We start from the raw sequence: 12,909 nt of genomic DNA, 5'->3' as shown, positions 1-12,909 counted from the left end.
ATCAACAGGAGAACATCGGTGAAACTGATCGACGGCTGGCGCCAAGCCTGGCGCCTGTGGTCCGTGCGCGTGTCCGCGCTCGGCGCCATTCTCATGGGCTGGGCGACGCTCGCCCCCGACGCCCTCATGCAGGTCTGGAACGTGCTTCCCGACGACGTGCGCGCGATCGTGCCCGCGCCGATCGGCGACGTGGTGCCTTTCATGCTGTTCCTGGCGGCCCTTGCGGCCCGCTTCATCCCGCAACCCAAGGCGGCGGCCAAGATGCAGGAGGCGGCCGATGGCACCGCGCAGTAAGCCGACTGGCAAGAAGACGCTGGCCGGTGTGATCGGCTCGGTTGCCGCTGCGGCCGCGCTGTTCGTGCTGGTGCCGAAGGAAGAGAGCGGCCGCACGGTCAAGGCCGCGGTCAACGCCGACCAGTCCGTCACCGTCCAGCATGTCGCCGGCAAGCAGTACCTGAAGGCCTATCTGGACATCGTCGGCGTGCCGACTGCCTGCGACGGGATCACCAAGGGCGTGAAGATGGGGCAGACCTTCACGCCCGCCCAGTGCAACCAGCTGCTGGAAGAGGAACTGATCGCGCATGCGGAGCCGATCATCCGCTGCGTTCCCAAGCTGCACGGCCGAACGAATCAGGTGATCGCGGCGGTGTCGCTCTCCTACAACATCGGCACGGCCGGCGTGTGCAAGTCGAGCATCGCCAAACTCTGGAACGCAGGGCAGTGGCGGGCCGGGTGCGACCGCTTTCCGGCGTTTCGCATGGCGGGTGGCCGCGTCGTGCAGGGATTGGTGAACCGCCGCGCGCGCGAGCGGGCGATCTGCCTGACGGGTTTGCCGGTATGACCCGCGCCCGCACCATCATCGGCGTGGTCGTCGTGCTGGCGATCTTCGCCACGATCTTCGCCATTCGTCGTGGCGGCGAAAAGGCTGGCGAGGCCAAGGTGACCGCCCAGGCGAAGGCGCAGCATGCCGAGCGCGTCGGTGAAGCCCGCTCGGACGAACGGCAGGCCGCTGCCGTCGCGGACTCGATCGCCCGCCGCGTCGATCGCGCCGACGCACTTTCCACCTCGGCCGTACAGGCCACGATCAAGGACCTTCGCGATGCTCTCGACGCTGTCCCGCCTGCGCCTGTTGGCGCTCCTGTCCCTGCCGCTCCTGTCGACCAGCTGCGCGAAGACCTCAACGCTGGCGTCAATCGCGCGAACCGAGCGGCCGACGCTGCCGAAGCTATCCCCTGAACTGACGCGGGCGGAGCGCCTGACGCCGCACAGCGGCCGAAAGTCGGGCGAGCTGGTCACCGTCGACAAGGGTTGGTTCGGCGAGGCGCTCGAGCGCTACGCCGAAGCAGTCGGCGCCGTCGAGCGCGCGAACAACCGCGCTGCCGGCGTCAAGCTGGAGCGGCGCTGCACAGCGGCGCTGTTCGCCACAGGCCTCGCGCCGGCTGACTGCCCCCGCTGATCCACCTCCCGAATGAAGGAAGCCGACAATGGCCCGTGTACACATTGAACTTGGATCGACCGTCAAGCGTGGCGGTCCTACCGAAGACCTTCCGCTTCTCAGGTCCGCGCCGCGTGTGGCGGCCACCCTCAACAGTGCTGCAAACTCCACGACAGCCGAGCTTCAGGCTCAGGCTGGGGAGGTCTGGACCGTATCTGCTACCGGGGGAGCCGTTTTCGTCGCCTTCGGAGCTGATGCGGATGCTGGTGTGCCGGAACGAAGGATCGTACTCGACGGCCAGGCGCGCGATTTCGCAGCTACTGCTGGCGAGAAAATCGCCGTGAAGGACGCCTGAGCGATGCGGCTCGGTCTCTCCCTCGGCGTGTCTGTTGCTGCCATCGCCGCTGCTGCCACTTCGACCCCCACTCCTACGCCGACGCCGACGCCCACGCCCACCCCGACCCCGACGCCTGAGCCGGCGCCTACGCCTCCTGCTCAAGACTGGCGGATGCCGGCGACGGTGGCCACCAGCGCAGGGCTCTCCAGCGCGCAACCCGCGCTTGCCGCTGCGCAGGCCTCACCAGCGAGCAAAACCCGTCCCAGCTTCACGGTGGCGGAAGGTGCAACGGAGCGTGTCGGGTGGGGAATAGGCCCGAGTGACACAACCGTTCTTCTTACCTTCGTGGGTGCGCCGATGGGTGCAGCGAAGGTCGACGTGGACGGCGTCGACCAGGGGTTCGTTGAGAAGTTTCCCTCACCCGGCAACGCTCAGTCGGCTGACTATGTCGGCACGGGCACTGCGAAGAAAGGCCGGCGCCAGCTGGTGGCCATTCCGCCAAGCGCATCTGCTCGCACAATCGGGTTGACGGTGACCGGAGGCGTTGGGGGCAGCGCGGTATATGCGCAGCTCAACAAGGCTCCCGCGAACGGGCCTCTCGACACCTGGGCGATCTTGGGCGCCAGCCGGGAAGACATCTATGGTGCCTCGCGGTTCGTCGAAGATCTCGTCTCTTCCGCGTTTCCGGGTCGAGACCCGCTTGTGTTCGACTGGGGGAAGTCGAGCGCCGGCCTGCCTGCCTTGCAGAGCTATGCCGCCCAGATCGTGGCGGCCTATGGCGGTCTGCTCAGCCATGCGCTGATCGGCAACTGCATCACAAACTCTTGGACGTTGCCCTACGCGTCCGACCCCGGCCTAGCCGCGATCGAGGCGGGGCAGCGGGCGATCATCAACACGTTCAAGGTCGCTGGCTATCGGACGTTCGCCTCCAACATCACCTTCCGCACCACCAGCGGCAACACTCCCGAGGCGCAAGGCATCGGGCACCCGTACAATGTCGGGATCATCGAACTGGTCACGGCCGAGCTTCTGAGCGAGTGCTATGATGCCGACCTCGGCCGCTCGCGGTGGGATGCTGAACTCGTCACCCAACGCTGGCGCGCCGCGCTTCAGGATGACCGGCACCCCACCGAAACCTTGTCGAACATCGAGGTGGCCTATCTGGCCGATCAGGTCTTCCGGCGCGTCTACACGGGCGCCTGGGGCACGCCTTATGCCGAGCAGCTGGTTGCGGTGGCCGAGGCCTCACTTGGCCTGGACGATTATGCCGAGGCCGCGAACGCGCTGCGGGCACTCAAGGCGAGCCCGGCGAAGTCGGCACTGAATGCGCGTGTGGTCGCGGTCTACCCGGCTGCTATGCGCGCGACTGCCCTCGCCAAGGTGCAACTCGCGGAGGCCTCGCCAACGCAGCAGAGCGTGGCGGATGCCAATAGCGCCATCGATGCCGCAGAGGCGGCCGGCGCGGCGGTATCCGATCTGAGGGCGCGCGTTGCGCAGCTGGTGATCAGCGCCTCGAAGACGATCAAGATCGGCCTCGGGTTCGGCATATCCTCAAGCGAGCTGGCCGCCGGCTGGAACCAGGTGAATGGCGGCGGCGCGGCGGGTACGGTCACGAACGGATTGCTCGACGATCAGGGCGGCGCCACCGACGTGACCCTGACGGTGTCGAACGCGGGCACTAGCCGATATGGTGGGCAAACCCCGTCGAACGTGTCCCAAGTCCCCAGCGCTATTCTCGCCAACGGCCAGGGCGACAGCGCGGGCACGCTTGGCTTCAAGCTGGGCGGCCCTTCGTGGATTGGCAAGAAGGTCGACTTCCTGTTCATGGGCAGCCGCGCCGGCACGACTGGTCGAACCACCCGGTTCATTCTCGACGGCAAGGTGGTGGGTTTCAATGCCGGCGAACACGTCACTGGGGGCAACACGGGCGACTTTACCACGGCGACGAAATTCGAGCCGGATGCCAATGGCTACGTGAACATTCTCGCTAGCCGTGGCACCGGGAACACTAGCTACACGCACCTAAATGCGATCGTTGCGACGGTTCACGCCTAGTGGGAGGGATCAGCGGAGAGCCATATCAGCGGCATGATCAACGTTGTACCGGTGCTTACGCCGCAATATACTGGTCTTCTCTTCAGCGGATCGCCCTTGGGCGGCAGTGATCTGCCCGTTGCGCAAGGCAGTGAGGTGGTTTTGCCGCGCCAACTTTTGCATCTTCTCCAGACGGAATAGCGCTTCATTCATTTCCTTCCGGAGGTCCTCGTCGGACATTGGCAACTCGTCGGCCGGGTTGTTCTGATACAGCTCTCCATAGCGGATCACTGCATCTTCGATGTTCTGGTGATCTGTCATCCTCATCTCCTGTTTGAAGCGGCGGGCTTCAGGGCTGATCCTGGGGCGGATGGCTGATCTCCGCAATGCACGCAGGTTATACTCGAAAGCACAAAGTCAGATCGCCGCTACTGCCGCGAGCTTGGCGGCGGCGGCTTCAGCGAGGAAGCGCGAGCGGTTGGCGGCGACCCGATCAATTCGCGCGAGCAGGCCTTCCTCTATCGAGATCTGCACCCGGACCGCTTTGCCTGGGCGTTCGCCGCGGACGAGGATGCGAGCAACTTCCTCACTACCCTCGAACGCCTCGACCTCATCAACCGCCGAAGCCTCGGGGATAGCATCGCCATGCTCGGCCATAACGGCGAGGTGCCCATGAAGAGCCTCTTCGGCGCCAAGTGCGGCTTCGGTCACCGTGCGCCCGGCAGACACGCAGCCGGGGAGGTCCGGGAAATAGACGCCAAAGCCCTCGGGGCCTCGCTCGATGATCGCTGGATAGTAGGCGGTCGCCATTGTTCGTTCCTTCGTTCGATTGTTCCTGAGGTGCGTGCCCCCCTCTCAGAGGGGCACCCCAGTCTGCTTGCTGATGCTCTTGAGCGTTCCGATTGGCAGGTCGCTCTTGGGATGCGGGACCGTCGCCGTGCCGGGGCGGGTTGGGTGGCGGAAGTGCTTGTGACTCCCGGTCTGACGCACTTCGTACCAGCCTTCCGCCTCGATCTTCTTGATGACTTCCCGGCTCTTCATTCTCTCGCTCCCTGTTGTGTACGTTATACACACAGACGCGCCGGCATGCAAGCAGTGCTACACAATATTTACACAACAAAGCCGTTCCGCATGATCATCCGCGCAGCCTCTTCACGATCCGTGCCCAGCCTTCCTCGGTCGTGGGATAGATGCCGAAGTCGCGCGGCAAGTTAGCGCTGATCCCGAGCTTCACCGCGCGACGGCGGCCGCATCGGCTGCAACGGAAGTGGCGCAAGGCTCGAAACTTCTGAGTGTCCCAGCGGTGGCAGTGGAACCAGCGGACGGTCTTGTCCGCGTCGATCACGCCGACGTGGCCGCAGTCGCACCGAATTGCTAGCTCCCAGTCCGCTGCTGCAATGTCCCCGATCGTCTTGAACGTAAAGTTCGCAGCCATGGCCTATCGGGCTGACGATCCGGCGCCCCTTCGATGGCGAAGACGATAGGGTTCGGGCGGCCGAGGACGTAGCGTTTCTTCGTCCACGCCGAAAAACCGCGCGAGCTTGCGCCTATCCGGCTCTTCGAGATCATACGGCACCCGGTGGCGCAGATAGCGCGCGAGGTAGGTGTCGCCACGCCCGAGGACACGCGACAACTCGGCCGTGTTGCCGAATTCGCTCGCCAGTTCATTGAAGCGGGCGCGGCGCTCGTCCGCGAGCATGATCCTCACGCGGCGAGCCAAGCCCGCTCTGCGTCTTCCAAGGCTTCCCAATCGTCGCCGCTGGCGCGCTGCGCCTGCATCCACTTGCGCGCGTCTTCATAGGTGCCGGCTTTCGGAAAGGTCCGATCGGCTGCGGCGCTGTTCGCCAGCTGGCCGATAAAGCCGCCCTGGCCGCGCTGCTGCAACAGCCACTGGCCGAACGGCTGGGGCTCAGCTCCGTCGTGATCGTGTGGAATGGTCACGTTCCTATCCTCCCGAGAATCGCGTTGTGAGGAAGATAGATGTTCTGGGTATGTTCCGCTAGTGGCGCCGCGTGCTTAGCCGGCAAGCCAATGGCAGACGGCCGCGACCATCGCGACGACTGGCGCCACGCACAAGACGCCAATCACTAGAAATTCTACGCGGCGCGCCCAGCCTCTCACAACAGCAGCTTGGGCGGCTGCTTCTCTCGTGTGGGGAACACCGGCCCCCGCACCGTCATTCGATCGGCGGGGTAGGGCTTCTGAAGCTGCACGATGTCGTCGTAGCTGGCCGTCAGCCACCGGTCCCAGTCCTCCTGATGCAGGACGGTGATCATCGCCTTCGGGTGGATGGGCTCGACCAGCTCGTTGGGATCGCAGGTGACCATGGTGAAGCCGTTGCCTTGCGCGGTGCGCTGCCAAAACCCGGCGACGGCGAACAGGGGCTGGTCTGTTACCTCGAACCACATCTCGCCCTTCACCGGCTTCTTGCCGTCGTGGAGGTCGACCGCTTCGGGCGTCCATTCGCAGAACTCAGTGAGCGGGATCAAGCAGCGGTTCTCAGGATCTGCGGCGAGCCGCTTCCATTGCGGCAAGCCGAGCTTCCGCACGTTCGTCATTGGGTACGGTGCTAGCCCGCCCAGCACGTCCCAGCTCATCACGTCGACGCCGCGACCACGCTCATCCTGGCGGACCACCCACGCTCGGCCGCGCGGTGCCAGCTCGACCGGGTTGAAGCGGTTGTCCATCGGACGATCCGCCATCCAGTTCGCACCGAAGTGGGTGAAGAGGGTCGGCGCCTCTTTGATGTTGCGGGCTCGGTTGCACATCTCAGCTGCTCAACCAGGCCTGTTTCACAACGTCCGGCACCGGGTTCTCTTCCAGGATCTCGCCCAGCACCGTACCGCCGTGTTCGTCCTGATAAGCGCGATAACGCTTGAGGTGGCGCAGGACGTGGCTGGAGACGGCCTCGGCCCCCAACCGGAGCTTCTGCGACGTGTTCAGGTTCGTGTCGGCCGCAAGCATCATCGCGCAGGCGCGAGAGAACAGATCGATGAAGTCATCGGCGAGGGGTGCGCCTGGTGTCTGCCCCATACGGTCGAGCGAGAATATCGCCTGAGGCACGATCTGGCGGACGAGATCGTCCTTGTTGTCGTCGCTCACGTTGAACTGCGGAGTAGCCATACTTTCCTCTCACCTCTGCCGCGCAGGCAGCCCTTGAACCACAAGCTATGGTCGCGCCCGCAGATTCGCAATCGTTCCCTTAATGTTCTATATCCGCCACGCGTCGAGTCGGACGGTAACTGGCTCCCTGGAGGATAGCATGATGATGTTGGATCTCGTGGGCGGCGAGATGAAACCGGCGCCCGTTTGGGCCCTTAGCGTAGCCGAACTGGAACAGCTCGGGCTTGATGAGCGATCCGCTCGCCACGTCGCCGGGGTGTCGCCAGGCTTCGAACTGGATGGGCGCTGGGTACTGCTTGTTGATGATGAACCATACGATGCCGCCACGACACGTGTCATCGAGATCCGCGGCGCGGAAGCGATCGACCGCTCCGGGCGCCGAGGACGGGTCGAGAGGTGGCGCCGCTTTGCGCTACTCAGGTTTGCGTCGTCGTCGCCCAGCGAGCTTGAGCAATGCGTGGTGCTCTCTACGGCCCTCTCGGCCGAAAGCCTGGCCGGCATGGCCTATTGGGGCGACGATCTGCCCGCAGGTGACCCTGGCGAGCTGTGGGATGATGATGCCGAGGATCTACCTATGGCAGAGCCGGTATGGTTCTATCGCGAGGATACGGTTGGCTAATCGCCTGTAGCCGCCCCGGCTAGATGCTGTCCGTATGCCGGGGCGACGCGGAGGCACTACATCGCAGAATATGAACAAGCGGCTACGAACCGTGGCCACTTGGCGGCAGCTGGACTGAAGGCCGGGTTGTGATGCGGCGACCGTCTGTCATTATCGGCGGGCCGGAGCGGCTTAAACCCCTTTCACCGCTCCGGCGACCGCTCCCGAGTCCCCTGTCGGTCAGGCGACGTAAGGGTGCTCCTGCCGGACGACCTCGATCGCTTTCTCTATCGCATCCAAGTCACGCTTACGTCCGCGCGGGCTGACCCGCCAGTTGCAGCGGACATGGAAGTGCGTCGGCAGCTGCTCGACCTCCCCGATCGCCCGGCGCCAGTGATCGCGCGTGTTGCCGGCAGCGCCTTCAAGTATCTCGGCCAGCAGGTCCTGCATCTGTGATGGCGTCGGGATCATGCGCGCTCGACTCATTCGGCGCGAGTCGCGTTCCCTGCCCCTTGGACGTCCTGAATAGAGATACCTGATGCAAGTGGAGCGGGTAACGGGAATCGAACCCGTGTATTCAGCTTGGAAGGCTGCTGTACTACCATTGTACTATACCCGCCCGGTGCCGAGGCTTGCCTGAGCGTGCCCTGCCGCAAGACGCGGCGGAGCGATGCGCGAGCGAGTGCCACAAGCACCGGGGGCTGGTCAACTATCTGCGTGCGGGTGCCGGCCGGCTGAGGACATAGGCCGCGCAGGCGAGCAGCAGCGCCGCCACGCCCGCGGCGAGCCAGAGTGCCGGATGCGCCTGCCACAGGAACAGCGCGTAGCCGCCGGCCATGCTGGCGACCGCGACGATCTTGGCGATGGTGGGAATGGCGCCTTCGGCACGCCATGCGTGCAGCGGCGGACCGAACAGGCGGTGGTCCAACAGCCACTTCTCCAGCCGCGGCGAGGATTTACCGAAGCTCCAGGCCGCCAGGATGATGAAGATGGTCGTCGGCATGACCGGCAGGAAGGCGCCGATCACGCCCAGGCCGACGAAGCAGAGTCCGAGCACCAGATACCCGCCGCGCGCCACGCGCGACCGCGCGAGTCCCGGCGGCGAAGAAGGCTCCTGACCCATCACGCTCACTTGCCCGCGCCGCCGATACCGCACAAGCGAAAGCGCGAATGGTTCGCAAACGGAAAAAGGCCGGGAGCGGGTGCTCCCGGCCTTTCACGCTTCATGGCTGCGCTTCAGAAACGGAAGCGCGCGCCCAGCGAATAGACCCGCTCGATATAGCGGACCTGGAACGGATATTGGTCGCCGGCCATGTTATAGTCGCGGTAGGTCTTGATCGGCGTGCCCAGGATGTTGAGCATGTCGAACGCGATGGTCAGGTTCTGAACCGGGGTCACCGTTGCCGAGAAGTCGAGCGTGCCGTAGGAATCCTGCATCGTCGGCGAGACGAAGTCGGACTGGAAGTTGTTATACTCGATCGCGAAGTCCGACCGCCAGTTATAGGCAAGGCGCGTCGAGAAGCCGGGCCGTTCATACATGCCGACCAGGTTGAACGCGTGCTTCGACACGCCCGGGAAGGCCTGCTGCCCCGGCAAATTGTCGCGGAAATCGGGCTGAAGCTCGGTCCCGGCGTCGATATAGGTGTAGTTCGCCTGTACGCCGAAGCCTTGTGCCCATGCCGGCAGGCCGGCGATGTCCAGGAAGCTGGTGAACGATGCTTCCGCGCCCTGGATCCGCCCCTTGCCGGCGTTGTTGGGACGGTTGGTGATGATGTCCGGCGCGTTCGGGATCACCTGGACCGTGTCGTTGCGGAAGATGAAGTTGCTCACGTCGCGGCGGAAGACCGATCCGGTGAGCGCGCCGCTGCGCGAGAAATACCATTCCAGCGACACGTCGTAATTGTCCGACTGGAGCGGTTGCAGCGCCGGATTGCCGCTCGAGAAGGTGATGCGGCAATTCACGTCGTCCACGCCGAAATCGGTGCAGGCCGATGGCGGGGTGCCGACGGTGGTCGACGGGTTGAGATCGGCGAAGCTCGGCCGCGTGCGGGTCTGGTTATAGGCCAGGCGCAGCTGGAGCTTGTCGGTCAGCCGTGCGCGCAACGACGCGTTGGGCAGCCAGTCGGTATATTCGTTGGACTGCGAAACCGGCGTGTAGGCGCCGCTGGCGATGTCGAAGGAATTGCCGTTCACCGTCGTCTTGGTGCGCACCCCGCGCACGCCGACCAGACCGTCGATCGGCACGCCGGCCTCGAAGGTGTAGTGCAGCTGGGCATAGCCCGCATACGCCTTCTCGTTGGCCAGGAAGGTCTCGGTCTCGTTGAAGGCCGGGTCTTCCAGATCGGTGAACTGCGACCCCGGCACGCGCTGGGCGATCGCGCGCAGATCGCGGATATTGGCGAACACGCTGTCGAAGGTCGCGCCGGGGAACTGGGTTTGGCGCTGGTAATCGTCGAAGCGGAAGCCGCGCGGATATTGGCCGATCTCGACCGGAAGTGCGCTGAACGGCACGTTGAGCGGCGAAAGCGCGGCGTAGCGCGAGCCGTTGCGGCGGCTGGCGTTGCGGTCGTTGTAGCGCACGCCGATGTCGACGCGGTCGATGAAGCTGATGCCGGTCTGGTAGGTCGCGTCCAGCCGCGCCTGGACGTCGTCGCCCTGTGCTTCATACGCGCGGTCGAACAGCCCGCGCAGGCGGTAGTTCGCCGGGTCCGCGGGATTGAAGTTCAGATATTCGAACACGCCGCCGCCGGGACCTTGGCCGATGTCGAAGTTCACGTTGCGCACCGGCGAGCTGGTGAAGGCGTAGTCGATATTGGCATTGCGCTCGGAATAGGTCGAATCGGTGTACGCCACGTCGCCGGTGACGCGCAGGCTGTCGTTCGACCAGATGAAGCCGCTGGCGATCTGATAGGTGTCGGTCTTCGCCTTGGTGAAGGCGTCATATCCGTCGGGCGCGTTGGCGCCGGTGACGGTCATGCTCTGCACCGAACCATTGGGGCGCAGCACGACGTTGCTGTAGCTGGCATTGTCGCCGCCGGTGGGCGAGAACATCCACAAATTGCGGTCCTCGGCGCGATAGCCCTGGAACAGCCCGTCGACATAGATTTCGAGATTGGCCGAGGGGCGCCACTGGATCGCGCCGTTGACCGACGGACGCCAGCGATGGCCGCTGCCATAGAAGATGCCCTGGCCATTGGGACGCGTCGCGGCCAGCCCGCCCGGCGCGCCGGTCTGACCCGGCTCGGGCGTCACGAACCGGTCGACTTCGCGCGTCGCATCCAGGAAGTCGAGCGTGGTCATCGCGGCGTTCACCAGCACGCCGATCTCGCCGATGCCGGTGTCCCAGCGGTTGCTGACCAGCAGATTGCCGTTCCAGCTCAGCTTCTGGCTCTGCTCGAAATGCACGCCGTTCAGCGAGCCCGACAGCTCGAACCCGTCAAAGTCGAACGGGCGGCGCGAGCGGACGTTCACCTGGCCGCCGACGCCGCCTTCGATCAGGTTCGCGGTGCCCGACTTGAACACCTCCAGCGCCTGGACGACCCCGGCCGGGAAGTCCTGGATCGCGACGTTGCGGTTTTCGGCGGTGAAGATCTCGCGGCCGTTATAGGTCGTGGAGATGTCGGGCAGGCCGCGGATCTGGACGCCCGCGGCTTCGCCGGCGCCGCGCGTGACCTGCACGCCGGTGACGCGCGCCAGCGCGGCGGAGGCGGTCACGTCGGGCAGCTTGCCGATATCCTCGGCGACGATCGCATCGACGATCTGATCCGAGTTGCGCTTGAGGTTCTGCGCCGACTGAAGGCTGCGGCGCAGCCCCGTGACGACGATCTCTTCGGGCTGGGCGGTGTCCGCGCTCTGGGCAGCCTCGGCCGGCAGCGCGGCGTCGGCCGCTTCCACGCTCGGCGAGGTGGCGGTTTCGGCGGGCGCGGGGGCGACGGTCTGCTGCGCCAGTGCGGGGGTGGCCAGGCCGACGGCCAGCGCGATCGACGACGAATACAGGAACAACGGGGTGGTACGCATGAACATCCTCACCAAGGAACAGGCGACCGGACCTTGAACAGGCCTCTCTCTCGCGACGAGTCGCGGGCCTATGGTCCCGGCGCTCGGCCATGGCAATAGTCATATCAATATGATGCTGGAGTATGTCCCGCCCGTGTCGTTGTGTACGCGTCGCCGGGCACGTCTCAGAAGCTGAACGAAGCCCCCACGCGCCGCTCGCCGAGCAGGAAGGCGTCGGCGACGAGCTGGAGCGGCCGCACGTCGACCTCGCTCTCGCCGGCCCCGACGAGTTCTGCGAACCGCGCATAAAGCCGCGGATATTCGCGGTCGGACGCCTTTTGCGCGTCCGCACCCGGCAGCTGCAGGATGCTGCCGCCCATCGACAGCGTCAGCATGCCGGCATCGGTGTCCACTTCGATGTCCCAGGTCTGCGGCCCGGTCTGGAGGAAGTCGAAGTCGGCGGTCACCACCGCGCCGCCGCTGCGCATCGTCAGTTCGGCCTTGAGCGGCGAGGCGCGGCCTTCGGGCACTTCCATCCACGCCGAATCGAGCAGCAGCGGATCGGGCAGGATCCGCGTGGCGATCGACAGCGCGTTGATGCCGGGGTCGAACACCCCGAACCCGCCCGCGCCCAGGATCCATTCCTGCCCCGGATGCCAGCGGCGGATGTCCTCGCGCCAGGTGATCCGCACCGTCTCGATCCGCTTGCCGGCCAGCCACTCACGCGCCGGGGCCACGCCCGCCGCCTCGCGCGAATGCCAGCTGGTAAACAGCGTCACGCCGCGGGCGCGGGCCTGTTCTTCCAGCGCTGCGATCTCCGAAAGAGTCGAGGTAGGTGGCTTTTCCAGCATCACGTGCAGCCCGGCCGCGATCGCGCTTGCCGCCTGTTCGTAACGGCCATCGGGCGGAGTGCAGAGCGATACCGCCTGAAGATCGGGCACGCCCGCGATCATCGCGTCGATGTCTGGAAAGCCGGCGACGTCGTCGAGCTGCGCGTTGCGGCTGGCGGTCGCGGCCAGCGCGAAGCGCCCATCCGCCGCCAGCGCGGGGAGGTGCTGGTCGCGGGCGATCTTGCCGATCCCGACCAATCCCAGCCGGATCGTGCCTGCTTCTGCCATCACCCTACTCCTGAATTATCAGATATATATGCTTCCTATTGCGCGGCTCAGCCGTTATCAACCCTGCCAAAGTGCCGCGCGAGAACGGCAGCGAAGATGTAGTGAAGCGCTGCAGGAGAGTAGAATGCACGATGCGCCCAAGGGTTCGATCCCGATCGGCATGGAGCGCCGCTTTACGGCTCGCGGCGGCCATGCCCTTGGCAAATCCGCGCGCGCGGCTACCCTCTCCACCTTCGAGCCGCACGGCGGCCACTGACCAGATCACCGA

20 protein-coding genes and 1 tRNA gene are annotated in these 12,909 nt (G+C 65.3%); 8 read left to right on the top strand and 13 right to left on the bottom strand.

All coding sequences use genetic code 11. The features are described from left to right. Nucleotides 1–18 precede the first annotated feature (18 nt). The 6 genes from LZ586_RS08420 (at nucleotide 19) to LZ586_RS08395 (ending at nucleotide 3,827) form a co-directional block, all read left to right on the top strand. A complete protein-coding gene (locus tag LZ586_RS08420; protein ID WP_235079481.1) occupies nucleotides 19–294 on the top strand; it encodes a hypothetical protein in 276 nt (91 codons plus the stop codon). After that, nucleotides 278–841 carry a lysozyme gene (locus LZ586_RS08415; RefSeq protein WP_235079479.1) on the top strand — a complete coding sequence of 188 codons (564 nt, stop codon included), beginning with the start codon at nucleotides 278–280 and terminating at the stop codon, nucleotides 839–841. Before LZ586_RS08420 ends, LZ586_RS08415 begins: the two co-directional genes overlap by 17 nt. Beyond that, nucleotides 838–1,236 carry a hypothetical protein gene (locus LZ586_RS08410; RefSeq protein ID WP_235079478.1) on the top strand — a complete coding sequence of 133 codons (399 nt, stop codon included), beginning with the start codon at nucleotides 838–840 and terminating at the stop codon, nucleotides 1,234–1,236. Before LZ586_RS08415 ends, LZ586_RS08410 begins: the two co-directional genes overlap by 4 nt. After that, the gene (locus LZ586_RS08405) at nucleotides 1,130–1,456 is read left to right on the top strand and encodes a hypothetical protein (protein WP_235079477.1); all 327 of its coding nucleotides are present in this window, start codon (nucleotides 1,130–1,132) and stop codon (nucleotides 1,454–1,456) included. Before LZ586_RS08410 ends, LZ586_RS08405 begins: the two co-directional genes overlap by 107 nt. Before the next feature lie 28 nt (nucleotides 1,457–1,484). Beyond that, nucleotides 1,485–1,790: a hypothetical protein gene (locus LZ586_RS08400; protein WP_235079475.1), complete on the top strand. Its 306-nt coding sequence runs from the start codon at nucleotides 1,485–1,487 to the stop codon at nucleotides 1,788–1,790. 339 nt (nucleotides 1,791–2,129) lie between these two features. Then, a complete protein-coding gene (locus LZ586_RS08395; RefSeq protein ID WP_235079473.1) occupies nucleotides 2,130–3,827 on the top strand; it encodes a hypothetical protein in 1,698 nt (565 codons plus the stop codon). 9 nt (nucleotides 3,828–3,836) lie between these two features. On the opposite strand, the gene LZ586_RS08390 is transcribed toward LZ586_RS08395, so the two are convergent. From LZ586_RS08390 to LZ586_RS08355, 8 genes are all read right to left on the bottom strand, one after another. Then, on the bottom strand, nucleotides 3,837–4,127 hold the full coding sequence (locus LZ586_RS08390) for a hypothetical protein (protein ID WP_235079472.1): 291 nt from the start codon (nucleotides 4,125–4,127) through the stop codon (nucleotides 3,837–3,839). Between the two features lie 96 nt (nucleotides 4,128–4,223). Continuing rightward, nucleotides 4,224–4,616, bottom strand: a complete 393-nt coding sequence (locus LZ586_RS08385) for a type II toxin-antitoxin system HicB family antitoxin (protein WP_235079471.1) — start codon at nucleotides 4,614–4,616, stop codon at nucleotides 4,224–4,226. A 45-nt stretch (nucleotides 4,617–4,661) separates the two neighbouring features. Then, nucleotides 4,662–4,847, bottom strand: a complete 186-nt coding sequence (locus LZ586_RS08380) for a type II toxin-antitoxin system HicA family toxin (protein WP_235079469.1) — start codon at nucleotides 4,845–4,847, stop codon at nucleotides 4,662–4,664. Nucleotides 4,848–4,941: 94 nt separating this feature from the next. Then, nucleotides 4,942–5,241 carry a hypothetical protein gene (locus tag LZ586_RS08375; RefSeq protein ID WP_235079467.1) on the bottom strand — a complete coding sequence of 100 codons (300 nt, stop codon included), beginning with the start codon at nucleotides 5,239–5,241 and terminating at the stop codon, nucleotides 4,942–4,944. A 3-nt stretch (nucleotides 5,242–5,244) separates the two neighbouring features. Then, nucleotides 5,245–5,505 carry a hypothetical protein gene (locus LZ586_RS08370; protein WP_235079466.1) on the bottom strand — a complete coding sequence of 87 codons (261 nt, stop codon included), beginning with the start codon at nucleotides 5,503–5,505 and terminating at the stop codon, nucleotides 5,245–5,247. A 5-nt stretch (nucleotides 5,506–5,510) separates the two neighbouring features. Further along, complete coding sequence (locus LZ586_RS08365; RefSeq protein WP_235079464.1) at nucleotides 5,511–5,747, bottom strand: YozE family protein; 237 nt, start codon at nucleotides 5,745–5,747, stop codon at nucleotides 5,511–5,513. Between the two features lie 176 nt (nucleotides 5,748–5,923). Further along, entirely contained in the window at nucleotides 5,924–6,574 is a 651-nt protein-coding gene (locus LZ586_RS08360) for an SOS response-associated peptidase family protein (protein WP_235079462.1), read from the bottom strand. Nucleotide 6,575: 1 nt separating this feature from the next. Beyond that, entirely contained in the window at nucleotides 6,576–6,908 is a 333-nt protein-coding gene (locus LZ586_RS08355) for a hypothetical protein (RefSeq protein WP_235079460.1), read from the bottom strand. Between the two features lie 160 nt (nucleotides 6,909–7,068). Between LZ586_RS08355 and LZ586_RS08350 the strand changes: the two genes are divergently transcribed. Further along, complete coding sequence (locus LZ586_RS08350; protein ID WP_235079458.1) at nucleotides 7,069–7,548, top strand: hypothetical protein; 480 nt, start codon at nucleotides 7,069–7,071, stop codon at nucleotides 7,546–7,548. 219 nt (nucleotides 7,549–7,767) lie between these two features. On the opposite strand, the gene LZ586_RS08345 is transcribed toward LZ586_RS08350, so the two are convergent. The 5 genes from LZ586_RS08345 to LZ586_RS08325 form a co-directional block, all read right to left on the bottom strand. Then, entirely contained in the window at nucleotides 7,768–7,998 is a 231-nt protein-coding gene (locus LZ586_RS08345; protein WP_235079457.1) for a hypothetical protein, read from the bottom strand. Nucleotides 7,999–8,072: 74 nt separating this feature from the next. Continuing rightward, nucleotides 8,073–8,146, bottom strand: a tRNA-Gly gene (locus LZ586_RS08340). Nucleotides 8,147–8,236: 90 nt separating this feature from the next. Next, complete coding sequence (locus tag LZ586_RS08335) at nucleotides 8,237–8,650, bottom strand: YbaN family protein (protein ID WP_235079762.1); 414 nt, start codon at nucleotides 8,648–8,650, stop codon at nucleotides 8,237–8,239. Nucleotides 8,651–8,763: 113 nt separating this feature from the next. Beyond that, complete coding sequence (locus tag LZ586_RS08330) at nucleotides 8,764–11,544, bottom strand: TonB-dependent receptor (RefSeq protein ID WP_235079455.1); 2,781 nt, start codon at nucleotides 11,542–11,544, stop codon at nucleotides 8,764–8,766. A 164-nt stretch (nucleotides 11,545–11,708) separates the two neighbouring features. After that, nucleotides 11,709–12,641, bottom strand: coding sequence for a Gfo/Idh/MocA family protein (locus LZ586_RS08325; RefSeq protein ID WP_235079454.1), 933 nt, complete (start codon nucleotides 12,639–12,641; stop codon nucleotides 11,709–11,711). Between the two features lie 124 nt (nucleotides 12,642–12,765). On the opposite strand from LZ586_RS08325, the gene LZ586_RS18130 reads away from it, so the two are divergent. Continuing rightward, on the top strand, nucleotides 12,766–12,897 hold the full coding sequence (locus tag LZ586_RS18130) for a hypothetical protein (RefSeq protein ID WP_261346043.1): 132 nt from the start codon (nucleotides 12,766–12,768) through the stop codon (nucleotides 12,895–12,897). Nucleotides 12,898–12,909: the final 12 nt, after the last annotated feature.

Source organism: Sphingomonas sp. S2-65 (genome assembly GCF_021513175.1).
Lineage (GTDB): Bacteria > Pseudomonadota > Alphaproteobacteria > Sphingomonadales > Sphingomonadaceae > Sphingomonas.
This window is presented reverse-complemented; position numbering and strand designations above follow the sequence as displayed.